This window comes from Streptomyces sp. NPDC030840 (assembly GCF_055572015.1).
In genome coordinates this window covers 90,656-104,384 of record NZ_JBVIEE010000026.1, presented here as the reverse complement: position 1 = coordinate 104,384, position 13,729 = coordinate 90,656, and the positions used below count along the sequence as shown (strand labels likewise).

The following is a 13,729-nucleotide window of genomic DNA, read 5'->3' as shown; positions in this document are numbered from 1 at the left end:
CGGGCGGTTTCCCGGCTGTTCTCACCGGATCGCCGGGCCGTCCCCTCCCACGGGGCCGTCCACCCCGTACTTCAGACGCAGTTCGTCGGCCTCGGCGTAACGCCCGTCCCGGTCGAGGATCTCGCTGAGGGTCTCCGCCGCCGTACGGCTCGCGGCATGCACGGGCAGCCTGTTCTCCAGGCAGCGCTCGAACGTCGCGAGCCCTTCCTTCCCCAGGGCCACGGCATCCACGTACGACTCCAGGTCGGCGTGATAGCCGGCCAGGTTCATCAGGGAGACGGCCAGCCGGGAGCCGAACGCCTGGAAGTTGTCCTGCGCGAGCCTCCGCCGGATGCCGACCGCGCGGTTGCCGTGGGACAGGGCCGTACGGAGCCTGCCCGATCTGGCCAGGGCGCGGGCCAGTTCGCTGTGGGCCTGGCTCTGCTCGGGCTCCAGACCGTGGCGGTGCTTGACGAGCCCGTCCAGGATCCGCACGGATTCCCGGCCCGCGGTCACCGACTCCTCCAGCCGTTCCTCGGCGACGAGCAGCCCGCCCAGCAGGGTCAGGGTGCCCGCGAGATCGGCGAGGTACCGCGGCTGGTCCCGCTGGAGGACCCGGAAGAGCTCCACGGACTCGGAGGCCGCCGTGACGGCGTCGGTCCACCGCCCCGCGCGGTAGCGGATACCGGCGGCATTGCGCAGGGCGTAGGCGAGTTCCGGCCGTACGCCCGGTGCGTCACCGGCCGAGCGCAGCAGCCGCAGGGCCTCCTCCACGGTCTCGGACGCGGTGTCCGTCAGGTGGACCATCGCCTGGCACTCCGCGTGGGTGGCGAGCGCACGGCCCAGGTCCCGGGTGTGGGCCGCCGCGTTGCGCTCGACGAGACGGCGCCACACGGCCACCGCGCTGCCGCTCTCGCTCAGCGCCTTGTCGCGTCTGCCGGTGCGGCTGCTGAGCCGGGCCCGGCGCTCGTGCAGCCGGGCGAGTTCGGGGCCGGAAACGGCGTGCTCCGCGTCGTACTCGGTCAGCCGTTCGGCCAGTGCGTGGGCGCCCACCTCCAGGTCCACGCCGCGCTCGGCGGGAATCCGGGAGCGGACGAGCCGCAGCAGGTCCTCGTTGTCGGTGGCGAGGTCGGCCAGCGCGGACAGGACACCGCCGCCGGCGGCGATGGCCAGCCCGGGGTGTTCCTCCAGCAGGGGGTACAGCTGCCCGTGGGCCACGTGCGCCCACCGGCGGGAGACCTCGATCAGGGTGGTCAGGGCGCGCCGCGTCCACGGGGGCGGATCGCCGGTCGCCGCGTCGGGTGCGAGCAGTTTCGTCACGAACGTCTCGGCGGCCGGGTATACCGGGTACTCCAGGCCGTGCCCCGGGATGGTCAGGGCCAGGAAGTCCTCGCCGAGCCGATCGGGGTAGAGCGGTTCGAGGACCGGGTTGCCGCGGGAGCCGCCCCGGGGCCGGTAGGGCACCGGATAGCACAGGGCGTGGTCGTGGGTGAGGTCCTGGCTCTTGCTCGCTGACAGTCCCAGGCGCCGCAGCGCATCCTCCCCCTGGGCGTACGAGGGCAGTCCGCCGGTCAGTGTGGCCACGAACACGGCGATGTCCATGTGCCTCGACTCGGGGTTGCCGCGCCGGCGGTCGATCAGGCCCCAGTGCAGCCGCTCGCGCCCCAGCAGGTAGCGCGAGACGTCCAGGGGGTCCGAGGGCGCCTCGTCACCGTCGAGTTCGGCCAGCACGGAGACCAGCGCGGCCATGTGGATGGTCAGCACCAGGTCGTAGGCGGGCAGCCGCCAGTCGTGTCGGCGGGGCGTGCCGGGCGGGGTTCCCGGCGCGGGCGTCGAGGGACCGCCCGTGCCGTCCGGTGACCGTCCGAGGACGGCGGCGAAGCAGGCCCGGGCCAGCTCGAACTCCTTCGGGCGCTGCGCGGGCTCGGGGGAGTGCGGTCCGAGGCGCCAGGTGTCGCAGGTGACACCGTGCTCGGTGAAGAGGGTCTCGACGTTCTGCCACCAGACTCCGGGGTGCCGGGCCAGCAGCAGGATGCGTACCGGCGCGCCCTGGACCTTGTGCACCAGGTCCAGCAGCGTGACCAGGACGTCGGCGTTCCACCGGTCGGCGTAGTCGACGATGATCAGTACGCCGCGCGAACCGCTCACCCGCAGCGTGGCGCTCTCGCCGTCGGCGGTGACGCCCGGCAGCCGCTCGTCGGTGAAGGTGCCCGACCGGTCCGGTGCGGCCGGGTCGGGAGCGGCCCAGACGGCCCAGCCGTCCTCGCGCCAGGTCCGGGCGAGGTGGTCGGCGAAGCGTGTCTTGCCCTGGCCACCGCCGCCTTGCAGCAAGCGGATGCGGACGCGGCTCCCCTGGCCACGCCAATCCAGGAAGACGTCCTGTTCGTGTTCACGTCCGTGGAAGCCGACCACGCCGTTGCCGGCCTTGAGCAGCAGACTGGGCTGGGCGCGCGCGTCGGCGCCGCTGAGCGGGCTGCGGGCGCCGGGCCAGGGGACGAGACGGTAGGTGCCGCCGCTGCCGATCCGGACGTCGTGCCCGGCGACGATGACCACGCTGTGGTCCCTCGCGTCGATGCTGTTCCAGCGGGTGCCGCCGGCGCTCGTCCACTGGGTGCCACCGTGCGTGCCGCGGACGTGTCCGTCACCGGGGTCCGCAGTGAAGGCGCCCGCTCTGTCGTGGGTCAGCCGCGGGTGTTCCAGTAGATGTTCTCTCCTGCCACCGCGGCCTGGCCATTTCCCGAGACGCTCAAATTGTTCACGAGGGTGACGACCTTCGCGCGCTGGTCCGGATCGGGCAGTCCGGGTGCGAGGTTCTCCCGGATCAGCCGCAGCACCTCGTCACGGGTCTCGGGGCCGGGAGCGTCGCGCAGCAGGGCGTGGAACAGACCCCGCCAGTCCTCTTCCAGCTCGCTGCCGCGGAGCTCGGCCGCCGGGTCGGAACGCACCCGCTCCGCCTCGTCGGTGGCCTCGTCGAGAGCCGCCTGGATGACCCGGGCACGCCGGGGGTTCACCCGCTGCCACACATCCAGCACCGCGTCGCGCGACGCCGCCCAGGCGTCCCCCATGATCGCGGCCACCAAGGCCGTCGCGGCTGTCGTCACCAATGGATCCATGGAATCCCCACCCCCGAGTGATGCCTTCAATCGGAACATTAGCCCAATTCCTGTTCTATGAGCACTCTTTGACGGTTTGTTCTCAGGCAGCGACGCAGAAAAAGTCCGTTGCGGCCGGGCTGTTCGCCGACCGACAGTTGTCCCATGACGACAGCCACCCCCCTTCCGCCCGGCCTGACCGTGCGCCCGGCCACGCTCGACGACGCGGAGGCGGTGTGCGCGCTGCTCAACGAGGTCGATCTCATGGAGATCGGCCGGGCGGACACCGGGCTCGCCGAGGTCCGGGCGGACCTCATCCATCCCGAGGTGGACCTGGAGCGCGACTCGTGGCTCGTGTTCGAGGGCGAGCGGCTCGTCGCGTACGGGCTGGTGTGGGACGACTCCGGCGGTGAGCGGATCGACATGGACCACTACACGCTGCCCGGCCGGACACAGGCCGCCCTGCACCTGTTCGACCTGATGGAGGCCCGCGCCGCGCGGCGGGCGGCCGGCAACGGGGCCGAGCGGGCCGTGGTGCACCTGCACCTCAACATCGCGCCCACGATGGACCTGGACGCCCTTCGGGGGCGCGGGTGGCGGACGGTCCGTCGCTACAACGTGATGGAGCGGCCCCTCGACCGGGCCGCCGATAGGCTGCCGTCGCCGCCCGACGGCGTGACCCTGCGCCCATGCCTCGCCGAGTCCGACCGCAGACAGGCCCACGCGCTGCTCCAGCAGTCCATGGTCGACCACTTCGACTTCCAGCCGCGTACGTACGAACAGTGGCTGGACGACATCGACGGCGGCTCCGCCGACTGGTCGCTGGTCTGGATCGCGCACGTCGACGGCCTCGGCGACGCGGGCCTCCTGCGCAGCCACAACGAACGCGCCTCGATGGCATGGGTCGGCAACCTCGCCGTCCTGCGCGAGGCCCGCGGCAAGGGCCTCGGCAGTCTCCTCCTGCGGCACGCCTTCGGGCACTACGCGGCGCTGGGACGCGACCGGATCGGCCTCGGCGTGGACACCGACAACAGCAGCGGGGCCCTGGCGCTGTACGAACGGCACGGCATGACGCTCGACTACGCCGTGGACACGTGGGAGTTGGTCCGCCCCGTCGGGGACCGGTCCGTCAGCGGATAGTGGCAGGCCGTGTGGCGGCCGGGGACGTCTCCGTCAGACGGGGGCGTTCCACCGCGCACCGGTCCCGGGCGTACGGGCAGCGGGTGTGGAACGCGCAGCCGGCCGGCTTGTCCACCGGGTTCGGCACGCCGCCGGTGAGGACGACGCGCTCCCGGCGCTCCGTACCCGCGGCGGCCGTGCCGTCGTCGATGTCCGGTGCCGCCGACATGATCCGGGACGTCCTGGCCCGGGTGCGGGGGACGGAACCGTCCTGACGGCTCACCCCGAGGGCTCTGTTACGGTGACGAGCATGTCGAGCCCCGAGTCGGACAGGCGCCGGCCACCGGTCGTTCCGGTGGCTTCTTCCCGCGCGCGCTGAGGAGTTGAGGCCTCACGGCCTCTGACGATCCGTCAATTCCTTTGGGCTTCAGCTGTCCGCGCGTCGCCACCGGGCTGCCGTTCTCCGGCCTTCCTGTCCTTTCGACGCGGTGCGTGGAGTACTCATGCCCATCCCTCTCTATCTGCTCGGCCTGGCCGTCTTCGCCCAGGGGACGTCCGAGTTCATGCTCTCCGGTCTGGTACCGGACATCGCCGGTGATCTGCACGTGTCCATCTCGGCCGCCGGCGCGCTCACGTCGGCGTTCGCCGTGGGAATGATCGTCGGGGCGCCGCTGATGGCGATCATCGGTCTGCGCCGGCCCATGAAGCGGACGCTGCTGGTTTGCCTGGCCGCCTTCATGCTGGTGCACGTCATCGGCGCGCTCACCACCAGTTTCGCCGTCCTCCTGGCCACACGGGTGCTCGGAGCGCTCGCCAACGCCGGGTTCCTGGCGGTCGGCCTCACGGCGGCGACCGGCATGGTCGCGCCCCACCTCAAGGGGCGGGCCACGTCCGTCCTGCTCGGCGGGGTCACCCTGGCGTGCGTCGCGGGCGTCCCGGCCGGTGCCCTGCTCGGCCAGCTCTGGGGCTGGCGCGCGGCGTTCTGGGCGGTGGCCCTCGCCTGCGCACCGGCCCTGCTCGCCGTGGCGTGGTCGGTGCCGGACACCTCGCCGGACGACCCGGCCACGGCACACGCGCCCAGCGCCCGCCGCGAACTGAGGGTGCTGCGCGGGCCCCGGCTGCTGGTGACGCTGAGCGTGGGCGCGCTGGTGAACGCGGCGACCTTCTGCACGTTCACGTACCTCGCGCCGCTCGCCACCAGCGTGGCCGGGGTGGGGGAGGCGTGGGTGCCGGCCCTGCTGGCGCTGTTCGGCATCGGGTCGTTCGCCGGGGTCACCGTCGCCGGACGGCTGTCCGACGCCCGCCCGGCGCTGGTCCTCGTCCCGGGTGGACTCGCGCTGCTCGCCGGCTGGTCGCTGCTCGCGGCGGCGGCGGGCAACCCGGCGGTGGTGGTCGTTCTCGTGCTGGTCCAGGGGGCGCTCTCGTTCGGGGTCGGCTCGACCCTGATCACACGGGCGCTGTACGCGGCGACGGAAGCGCCCTCGCTGGGCGGCTCGTTCGCGACCGCGGCCTTCAACGTGGGCGCCGCCCTCGGCCCGGCCCTGGGCGGCCTCACCATCGGCGCGGGCCTCGGCTACCGCTCCGCGGTGTGGACGAGTGCCCTGCTCGTGGCGCTGGCGTTCACCGCGGCGGGCCTGGCCCGGGGGACCCGGGGCACGAGGGTGCTGAGCTGAAGGTGCCGACCTGACGAAGGGGCGGGCCGCCGGCGCGGTGTCCGGCGGCCCGCCCCGGGGAAGGCGGCCAGCGGCCGCCGGCTGACGCAGGAGGTGTCGAGGCGGTTACAGGCCGCCGCGGTCCCTCACCGCCGTGCCATCGGGCTTGCCGCGCCCCGGTCGCCTGGGCGCACCGCGCCCGTACGCCCGCCTCGGGCGCGTCACACCCGCCGTCTACACTCGTCCCGCAAACGGCTGTTCGACCCAAGGCCGCAGCAGCCGTCCTCCTCGATTCCGAAGGATGTCCGGCGCTTTGATACGGATCGATTCAGTCACCAAGCGATACCCGGACGGCACGGTGGCGGTCGACAGACTGTCGCTGGAGATACCGGACCGCTCGATCACCGTCCTCGTCGGACCCTCGGGCTGCGGGAAGACGACGACCCTCCGGATGATCAACAGAATGGTCGAGCCGAGCGAGGGCACGATCCTCGTCGACGGCGTCGACATCCAGAAGCAGCCGGTCAACACCCTGCGCCGGTCCATGGGTTACGTCATCCAGAACGCCGGCCTCTTCCAGCACCGCACCATCGCCGACAACATCGCGACGGTGCCCCGCCTGCTCGGCTGGAGCAAGCAGAAGGCGAGGGCGCGGGCCGCGGAGCTGATGGAGCGGGTCGGCCTCGACGCCTCCCTCGCCCAGCGGTACCCGTACCAGCTGTCGGGCGGTCAGCAGCAACGCGTCGGCGTGGCCCGGGCGCTGGCCGCCGACCCGCCGGTGCTGCTGATGGACGAGCCGTTCTCGGCCGTCGACCCCGTCGTCCGCAAGGGACTGCAGGAGGAACTCCTGCGGATCCAGGGTGAGTTGGGCAAGACAATCGTCTTCGTCACCCATGACATCGACGAGGCGATCCGGCTGGGCACCAAGGTCGCGGTGATGCGTACCGGCGGCCGTCTCGCGCAGTTCGCCGAACCGGCCGAGCTGCTCAGCGACCCGGCCGACGCGTTCGTCGAGGACTTCCTCGGCGACGGCCGCGGCATCCGGCGGCTGTCGTTCTTCCCCTCCGCGGGCCTGGAACTGCTCACCGGCCCGGTCGTCGCGACCGACGCCACCGCCGAGCAGGTCGCCGCCCGCGACACCGCCGGGGCGCCGTACCTCCTCGTCACCGACGGCGACGGCAAGCCGCTCGGCTGGAGCGAGCCGGGCGACCTGCCGGGCGTGGCACCGGAGCGACTCCTGTCGCACGGGCGGCCGTTCGTCGCCGGTCAGGACTCCCTGCGGGTGGCCCTCGACTGCGCGGTGCTGTCGCCGACCGGCTGGGCCGTCGCCGTGGACGGCGACGGAAGGGCCGTCGGCGTCGTCTCGCAGGAGACGATCGGCGAGGCCATCCGCGGCGCCCACGCGGCGGGCCGGACGGTCGGAGCCGCGAACGGGTCGGGAGACGGCGCGATCCGCCCGGAGGACAGCACGGACCGGAAGGCGGACCTCTCCGGATGAGCGGGTTCTTCGACATCCCCAGCGACCTCCAGCACAGCTACTTCGGGCTGATCGGGCTGCACCTGAGGGAGGCGCTGCTGCCGGTGCTGGCCGGACTGGTCCTCGCCCTGCCGATCGCCCAGCTGTGCGTACGGCTGCGCTGGCTGTACCCGCCCGTGCTGTGGGTGACGACCGTGATCTACGCGATCCCCTCGCTGGCCTTCTTCGTCGTCCTCATCGACTACACCGGCCAGACCGAGCTCACCGTGATGATCCCGCTGACCCTCTACAGCCTGGTGGTGCTCGTCCCCGCCATCGTGGACGCGGTCCGCTCGGTGCCGCGGGAGACCCTCGCCGCCGCCACGGCCATGGGGTTCGGGCCCCTGCGCCGGTACGTCCAGGTGCAGTTGCCGATCGCCGTGCCCGCGATCATCGCCGGACTGCGCGTGGCGACCGTGTCCAGCATCTCCCTCGTCAGCGTCGGCACGCTCATCGGCAACCAGGGCGCCCTCGGCAACCTGCTCGCGGACGCCATGTTCTACCACCGGCCCGAGCTCGCGGTGACCTCGGTGGTCACCACCGCCGTCCTGGCCATCCTGGTGGACGCCCTGCTGGTGCTCCTGCGCGTTCTGCTGACGCCGTGGATGCCGCGCCGCACGCCCACGAAACCGAAGGCCGAGCAGCCCGACCCGGCCGCCCTCGCCCTGGAGGACACGGCCCGGTGAACGTCCTGCACTTCGTCAACGCCTTCTTCAGCGACAGCGCCCACTGGCACGGCTACGACGGCATCCCCACCCGCGTGTGGGAGCACATCCAGTACTCGCTGCTCGCCCTCGTCATCGCAGCGGCGATCGGCCTTCCCGTCGGGCTGGTCACCGGGCACACCGGCCGGGGCGGCAACACCCTCGCGTTCATCGCGACCGCCGCCCGCGCCCTGCCGAGCTTCGGTCTGCTGGTGCTGCTGTTCGTGCTGATCGGGCTCGGCATGCTGCCCGTGATGATCCCGCTCGTCGTGCTCGCGATCCCGCCCATCCTCGTGACGACGTACGAAGCCGTGCGCTCGGTCGACCCCTCACCGGTCGACGCGGCCCGGGGCATGGGCATGCCGGAGAGCAGGGTGCTGTTCCAGGTCGAACTGCCCGAGGCGCTGCCGCTGATCCTGAGCGGCCTGCGCTCGGCCGCCATCCAGATCGTCTCGACGGCCACCATCGCCGCGTACGTCAGCTTCGGCGGGCTCGGCCGGTACATCGTGGACGGTCTCTACCAGCGCGACTACGAGAAGGTGGTCGGCGGCGCCACGCTGACGGCCCTGATGGCGCTGGCGACGCTCGCGGTGTTCTGGGCGGTGTCGCGGATCGCGGTGTCGCCGGGGGTGCGCAGGAGCGGCTGACGGGCGCGGCGGCGCCGTCCCGGCGAGGACCGTGTCAACAGGCGCACCAGCGGTCGCGGTTGCTCTACCGCCGTTACTCGGTTGCCGAAGCGAAACGGTGATCAGTCCGTACTTGACGCGATGTGATTGATCCGGCTGGATGGGAGCAGAAGCAAGAAGAAGTTTCCCGTGAGCCCCGCAAGTCCCGAAAGCCCCGCAGACCGCGCGAGCCCCGCACACTGTGCATACCCCGCCCCCTCAGCCCCGGAACGGAATCGTGACTTCTACCGCCCCCAGACGCAGGTCCCTCCGGAGGCACCCCGCTGCCGCCGCCGTCGCGCTCGCCGCCACCGCGGCCCTGCTGGCGGGCTGCGGTTCCTCCGACGACAAGGCCGACAACCCGCTGGACGACAAGGCCTCCGGCGGCACCGTCGTCGTGGGCTCCAACAACTTCACCGAGAGCATCCTGCTCGCCGACATCTACGGCGAGGCCCTGAAAGCCGAGGGCATCAAGGTCACGTACAAGCACAACATCGGCAGCCGCGAGACCACGTACGGGCTGCTGAAGAACGGCTCCGTCACGGTCCTGCCCGAATACAACGGCTCGCTGCTGGCGTACCTGGACCCGAAGGCGGAGCAGAAGTCGGCCGAGGCCGTGAACGCCGCCGTCCAGGCCAAGCTCGACTCCAAGCTGACGCTGCTGGAGTCGTCGCCCGCCGAGGACAAGGACTCCGTCACGGTCAACGCCGAGACAGCCAAGAAGTACGGCCTCACCACCGAGTCCACCCTCGCGGACCTCAAGGACGCCGCCCCCGACCTGGTCATCGGCGGCTCCCCCGAGTTCCAGACCCGTCATCAGGGCCTGAAGGGGCTGGAGGCGGAGTACGGACTGAAGTTCAAGTCCTTCAAGGCGCTCGACGCGGGCGGTCCGCTGACCCAGGCGGCGCTGAAGAAGAACACCGTGCAGGCCGCGGACATCTTCACCACGGACCCGACCATCACCAAGGAGAAGTTCGTGGTCCTGCAGGACCCGAAGAACCTCTTCGGGTTCGCCAACGTGACCCCGCTGGTCAACAAGTCCGACCTCCCCCAGAAGGGCGTCGACGCCCTCAACGCCGTCTCGGCGAAGCTCGACACCAAGACACTCCTGGACCTCGACTCCCAGGTCCAACTGGAGAACAAGGACCCCTTGGACGTGGCCAGGTCCTGGCTGAAGACGGCGGGCCTGAGCTAGTAGGACTCCGTTGGGTTGTTCTGGTTCTCAGGTGCTGGCTGGTGGTTGATGCTCTGGGCAGGGGACGGCGGCAGGTGGACGCGGAATCCACGAGCAAGCCGTCGACCCGGCAGCCCTGACGGTCGGCACCGGCCCCTACCGGCACTCAGCGGCAACGGCCACCCGGCACGAGAAGACCGGTGAGTTCGGCGATCACCTCCGCTGGACGGCTTGAAGTAGCGGTGGACGTTCCAAGTCATCCTGGCCTGCACAAAAGGCACGCTCACCTTGTCATGTCAGGACCCGACACAGCTTCTCAACACGGACGGAGGTGGCATGCCGGCCCAGCACCCCGGAATGCGGGGGCTGTTCCTCCTGGTGGAGACGGTCCCGTCAACCGCGGGGGGAATGCGACGCGCGCCAGGTCCGAAGGCCCGACGGGCGGCTGCCCGCGCCGTCGCCTCCGTGATGGGCGGCTGGTTCTGCTCATCGGCGACGGTGGTGCTGGCGCGGGACGCGTGAAGGATTCCGGGCACCGTCAGCCTGCCTGCCTGCCCGCCGCGCCCGATCGAGGCAGCCGCAGGGTGAAGACGGATCCGGCTCCGGGTGTGCTGGTGACGTCGACCGTTCCGCCATGGGCGCGTACGAGCTGGAGGACGATGGAAAGCCCCAGGCCGCTGCCTCCCGCGTGGCGGCTGCGTGACTTCTCGGCACGCCAGAACCGCTCGAAGAGCATGGGCAGGTCATCGGCGTCGATGCCGGTGCCGGTGTCGGCCACCTCGATGACGACATCCTCACCGTCCACGTACGACGAGATGGTGACGCTGCCGCCCCGCCCTGTGTGGCGTACCGCGTTGGACACCAGGTTGCCGACGGCCTGGCGCAGTCGCGCGGGGTCGGCGATGAGCTGGACGCCGTCCTCGCCGCCGACCGTCAGCCGGATTCCCGCGGCGTCCGACGCGACCCGGTGCGCGGCGGCCACGTGATGCAGAATGTCGCCGAGCCGTACGGCTTCGGGACGGATGCTCAGCTTGCCGGCGTCGGCCGCCGCCAGGTCCTGGAGGTCGTCGATGATGTGCTGCAGCAGCAGTGCCTCCTCCAACAGGGAGGAGACCAGAGCCGGGTTCGGCGTGGCGATGCCGTCCTCGGTGGCCTCCAGCCCGTTGCGGATGTTGGTGAGGGGGGTGCGCAGTTCGTGGGCGACATCGCTGACCATGACCTTGCGCTGCTCCTCAAGGCGCTCCCGGCGTTCGGACATCTCGTTGAACGCCTGCGCGAGGTAGCCGATCTCGTCCTTCGTGCTCACCGGCACGCGCCGGTGCGGTCCGCTCGGGTTGCGTGCGGCGTCCGTCAGCGCCCGCAACGGGCGTACGAGCCGGGAGGCGATCACAGCGGTCACGCCGACGGTGAGTACCAGTACCAGGCCGGTGACGCCGATGATGCGGGTGCGGTTTCGCGCGGAGAGGTCGAACAGCGGTGCGTCGGTGCCGCCGGGAGTGGAGAGGTACAGCAGAGCGGCCGGTGCCACGTAGGTGCGCAGCTGCGCGCGGCGGCTTTCGGCGACGCAGTCCTCTATGACGTCGGTGTACTTGTCGGGCAGTTTCGTGGCCAAGGAGAAACCCGGCTCGACCCTGACCGCGTACTGGGGAGGCAGCGGCAGGTCAGGGTGCCGGGCGGCCAGGCAGGCAGCGGTCATGGTGTTGAGGCGGGCGAGGGGTTCGCGTTCGGTGGCGGTGGGCTGCTCGAGCGGGAGGTAGCACGCGTCGGACCCGGCGAGTGCGACGGGGTTGAACTTGACGGCCGGACGACCACTTGGGCGGTCGACGCGTTGAGCGTTGATCCCCCGGTCGCGCAGGCAACGGACCTGTTTGTCCGCCCGCCGGCGCAGTAAGGAGCGCTCCGCTCCGGGCAGCTGATAGGGGCCCGTGGCACGGGGATCGATACCGTCGCCGCCGACCGGGGCGCCGCTGCCGTGCAGCAGCCCCTGGCCCGTGCGAAGCGGGTCAATGACCGCGGAGGCCGTCGAGGGCGGTGGTGCGGCGGAGGCGGCGGAGTCCGCTATCGGGCGGCGGTTCTTCGAGGTCAGGACGACACGGCGTCCGGTCCGTTCCGCCAGGTCGCGTACGAGTGGCTCCACCCCGTCCCAGTCGCGGTGAACGGCCGCGTATCCCAGCAGTCGGTCGTAGACACTGGCGTCGTCGGCAAGGACCTGGCCCTGTTCCTGCTGGATCGCCCGGGTGGTGGTCTGCACCGCCAGCCAGGCGGTGGCGCCGATCGAACACACGGCGACCAGCACCGAGGTGGCCATCAGCCGCGCCAGCACGCTCTTGCGCAGCGGCACCCCGCGGCGGGGGAGCCGTGACCCCTTACGGCGAGACATGGCCGCCGCTCTCCGCGTGCCCCGTCCGGCCGTCCGCCAGCTTGTATCCGACGCCGAAGACGGTCAGCAGGTGGACCGGCCTCCGCGGATCCGGTTCGATCTTCTTGCGGAGGTTTCCCACATGCACATCGATGATGCGGCCGCTGATGTAGCGGTCGGAGCCTCGGGTCATTTCCAGGAGTTGCTCTCGCCGGAACACCCGGCCGGGCTGACCGGCCATCACGGCCAGGAGAGCGAACTCGCCGGGGGTGCAGACAACCGGCTGCCCCGCCATGAAGACCTCGTGGCGGACCGGGTCCACGGTCAGCGGGCCGACGCTCAGGATGTGGCGGTCCGCCGACGTGGCCTGGCGGGGTCTGCGTAACAGGGTCCGGATCCGGGCCATCAGCTCGCGGGGACTGTACGGCTTGGTCATGTAGTCGTCGGCACCCAGATCGAGGCCGCGTAGGAGGTCCTCCTCGGTGGAGCGGGCGGTCAGCATCAGCACCGGAAGATCCGTCTCGTACCGGAGAATGCGACAGACCTGCAGTCCGTCGAGGAGCGGCAGCATCACGTCCAGGACCAGCAGGTCAGGCGGCCGACGGCGGACCTCGTCGAGCGCGGCGAACCCGTCATGGACCTCGCTGGCCGTGTGACCGGCGTGCTCCAGATACTGGCGGATCACCTCGGCCTGCTTCTTGTCGTCTTCGGCGATCAAGACGTGTGCGCACATGGGTCGACCATAAGCCGCGCTCAAACCGATCAGTCAGGATCCTGATGTCGGCCTGTCCAGATCTTCATATCTGCCGTTCATAGTTGCGGCCATGTCGAACCTCATCTGCGGGCTGTGGACAGCCCGGCCGCCGCGCCTGCCCGCTCTCGCCCTCTCCGCCTCGTTTGCCGCTCTCGCCCTGATCACCGGCTGTGGTGGCGCGGGGGCGGGCGATGACAGTGGCGACAAGTCCGGCGTCGCCTCGCTCGACGACCCTGGCGACAAGCCGGGGAAGGCCGGTTCAGCGGACGAGAAGGAAACTGCTTCCGGTTCAGAGGAGGGTGTTCAGCTCCGGCTGGACAGCTCACAAGACGAACAGCGACTCGTCAACAATGCCTACTCGGCCTGCCTGAAGAAGAACGGTGTGCCCACGTACTCGAAGACGGGAAACGTCGAGGACCCCGGACACGCATGGGTGTATCCCGAGACCAAGTCGCCCGCCATGCGCGATGCCGCGGAGGCCTGCAAGGCCAAGAAGCCTCTTCTGCCGCCGGAGCTGGTGAAGGAAAAGAACCCGCACTATATGGACGACTTCCGCGAGCAGATCAAGTGCTTGAACAAGCGAGGAGTCAAGGTCAAGGGCCTCCCGGACGGAAGCGGCTACAACTACGACGGCTCACTGCCTCCCGACTATGTCCAGATCGAGAATGAGTGCAAGCTGGAGGCGTTCAGTGACAGGAAGTAGCCGAGCAAGCAG

At 70.8% G+C, this 13,729-nt stretch carries 13 protein-coding genes; 8 read left to right on the top strand and 5 right to left on the bottom strand.

The window, feature by feature from the left end; translation table 11 throughout:
• Positions 1 to 21: 21 nt before the first annotated feature.
• Both ACZ49J_RS38210 and ACZ49J_RS38205 read right to left on the bottom strand, forming a co-directional pair.
• The gene (locus ACZ49J_RS38210) at positions 22 to 2,532 is read right to left on the bottom strand and encodes a hypothetical protein (RefSeq protein ID WP_467455307.1); all 2,511 of its coding nucleotides are present in this window, start codon (positions 2,530 to 2,532) and stop codon (positions 22 to 24) included.
• 128 nt (positions 2,533 to 2,660) lie between these two features.
• On the bottom strand, positions 2,661 to 3,080 hold the full coding sequence (locus ACZ49J_RS38205) for a hypothetical protein (RefSeq protein ID WP_468351741.1): 420 nt from the start codon (positions 3,078 to 3,080) through the stop codon (positions 2,661 to 2,663).
• A 156-nt stretch (positions 3,081 to 3,236) separates the two neighbouring features.
• Between ACZ49J_RS38205 and ACZ49J_RS38200 the strand changes: the two genes are divergently transcribed.
• Positions 3,237 to 4,211, top strand: coding sequence for a GNAT family N-acetyltransferase (locus tag ACZ49J_RS38200; RefSeq protein WP_467455309.1), 975 nt, complete (start codon positions 3,237 to 3,239; stop codon positions 4,209 to 4,211).
• Here ACZ49J_RS38200 and ACZ49J_RS38195 read toward each other — a convergent pair.
• The gene (locus ACZ49J_RS38195) at positions 4,201 to 4,473 is read right to left on the bottom strand and encodes an oligopeptide/dipeptide ABC transporter ATP-binding protein (protein WP_467455310.1); all 273 of its coding nucleotides are present in this window, start codon (positions 4,471 to 4,473) and stop codon (positions 4,201 to 4,203) included. The genes ACZ49J_RS38200 and ACZ49J_RS38195 overlap by 11 nt on opposite strands.
• Before the next feature lie 220 nt (positions 4,474 to 4,693).
• Between ACZ49J_RS38195 and ACZ49J_RS38190 the strand changes: the two genes are divergently transcribed.
• The 6 genes from ACZ49J_RS38190 (at position 4,694) to ACZ49J_RS38165 (ending at position 10,423) form a co-directional block, all read left to right on the top strand.
• Positions 4,694 to 5,863, top strand: coding sequence for a Cmx/CmrA family chloramphenicol efflux MFS transporter (locus ACZ49J_RS38190; protein ID WP_467455311.1), 1,170 nt, complete (start codon positions 4,694 to 4,696; stop codon positions 5,861 to 5,863).
• A 292-nt stretch (positions 5,864 to 6,155) separates the two neighbouring features.
• Entirely contained in the window at positions 6,156 to 7,340 is a 1,185-nt protein-coding gene (locus ACZ49J_RS38185; protein ID WP_467455432.1) for an ABC transporter ATP-binding protein, read from the top strand.
• Complete coding sequence (locus ACZ49J_RS38180) at positions 7,337 to 8,044, top strand: ABC transporter permease (RefSeq protein WP_467455312.1); 708 nt, start codon at positions 7,337 to 7,339, stop codon at positions 8,042 to 8,044. Before ACZ49J_RS38185 ends, ACZ49J_RS38180 begins: the two co-directional genes overlap by 4 nt.
• Entirely contained in the window at positions 8,041 to 8,709 is a 669-nt protein-coding gene (locus tag ACZ49J_RS38175; RefSeq protein ID WP_467455313.1) for an ABC transporter permease, read from the top strand. Before ACZ49J_RS38180 ends, ACZ49J_RS38175 begins: the two co-directional genes overlap by 4 nt.
• Before the next feature lie 256 nt (positions 8,710 to 8,965).
• Positions 8,966 to 9,922, top strand: a complete 957-nt coding sequence (locus tag ACZ49J_RS38170) for an ABC transporter substrate-binding protein (protein WP_467455314.1) — start codon at positions 8,966 to 8,968, stop codon at positions 9,920 to 9,922.
• 267 nt (positions 9,923 to 10,189) lie between these two features.
• Positions 10,190 to 10,423 carry a thiolase C-terminal domain-containing protein gene (locus ACZ49J_RS38165; protein ID WP_467455315.1) on the top strand — a complete coding sequence of 78 codons (234 nt, stop codon included), beginning with the start codon at positions 10,190 to 10,192 and terminating at the stop codon, positions 10,421 to 10,423.
• Between the two features lie 16 nt (positions 10,424 to 10,439).
• Here ACZ49J_RS38165 and ACZ49J_RS38160 read toward each other — a convergent pair whose 3' ends face one another.
• Both ACZ49J_RS38160 and ACZ49J_RS38155 read right to left on the bottom strand, forming a co-directional pair.
• Positions 10,440 to 12,281, bottom strand: a complete 1,842-nt coding sequence (locus tag ACZ49J_RS38160; protein ID WP_467455316.1) for a HAMP domain-containing sensor histidine kinase — start codon at positions 12,279 to 12,281, stop codon at positions 10,440 to 10,442.
• The gene (locus ACZ49J_RS38155) at positions 12,268 to 12,993 is read right to left on the bottom strand and encodes a response regulator transcription factor (protein ID WP_467455318.1); all 726 of its coding nucleotides are present in this window, start codon (positions 12,991 to 12,993) and stop codon (positions 12,268 to 12,270) included. Before ACZ49J_RS38155 ends, ACZ49J_RS38160 begins: the two co-directional genes overlap by 14 nt.
• A 91-nt stretch (positions 12,994 to 13,084) precedes the next feature.
• Between ACZ49J_RS38155 and ACZ49J_RS38150 the strand changes: the two genes are divergently transcribed.
• A complete protein-coding gene (locus ACZ49J_RS38150; protein ID WP_467455319.1) occupies positions 13,085 to 13,717 on the top strand; it encodes a hypothetical protein in 633 nt (210 codons plus the stop codon).
• The last annotated feature ends 12 nt before the right edge of the window (positions 13,718 to 13,729 follow it).

Coding starts and splice junctions, on each gene's coding strand:
- ACZ49J_RS38155 (WP_467455318.1), bottom strand. CDS start 12,993: ATGTGCGCACACGTCTTGATCGCCGAAGACGACAAGAAGCAGGCCGAG.
- ACZ49J_RS38190 (WP_467455311.1), top strand. CDS start 4,694: ATGCCCATCCCTCTCTATCTGCTCGGCCTGGCCGTCTTCGCCCAGGGG.
- ACZ49J_RS38150 (WP_467455319.1), top strand. CDS start 13,085: ATGTCGAACCTCATCTGCGGGCTGTGGACAGCCCGGCCGCCGCGCCTG.
- ACZ49J_RS38180 (WP_467455312.1), top strand. CDS start 7,337: ATGAGCGGGTTCTTCGACATCCCCAGCGACCTCCAGCACAGCTACTTC.
- ACZ49J_RS38200 (WP_467455309.1), top strand. CDS start 3,237: ATGACGACAGCCACCCCCCTTCCGCCCGGCCTGACCGTGCGCCCGGCC.
- ACZ49J_RS38160 (WP_467455316.1), bottom strand. CDS start 12,281: ATGTCTCGCCGTAAGGGGTCACGGCTCCCCCGCCGCGGGGTGCCGCTG.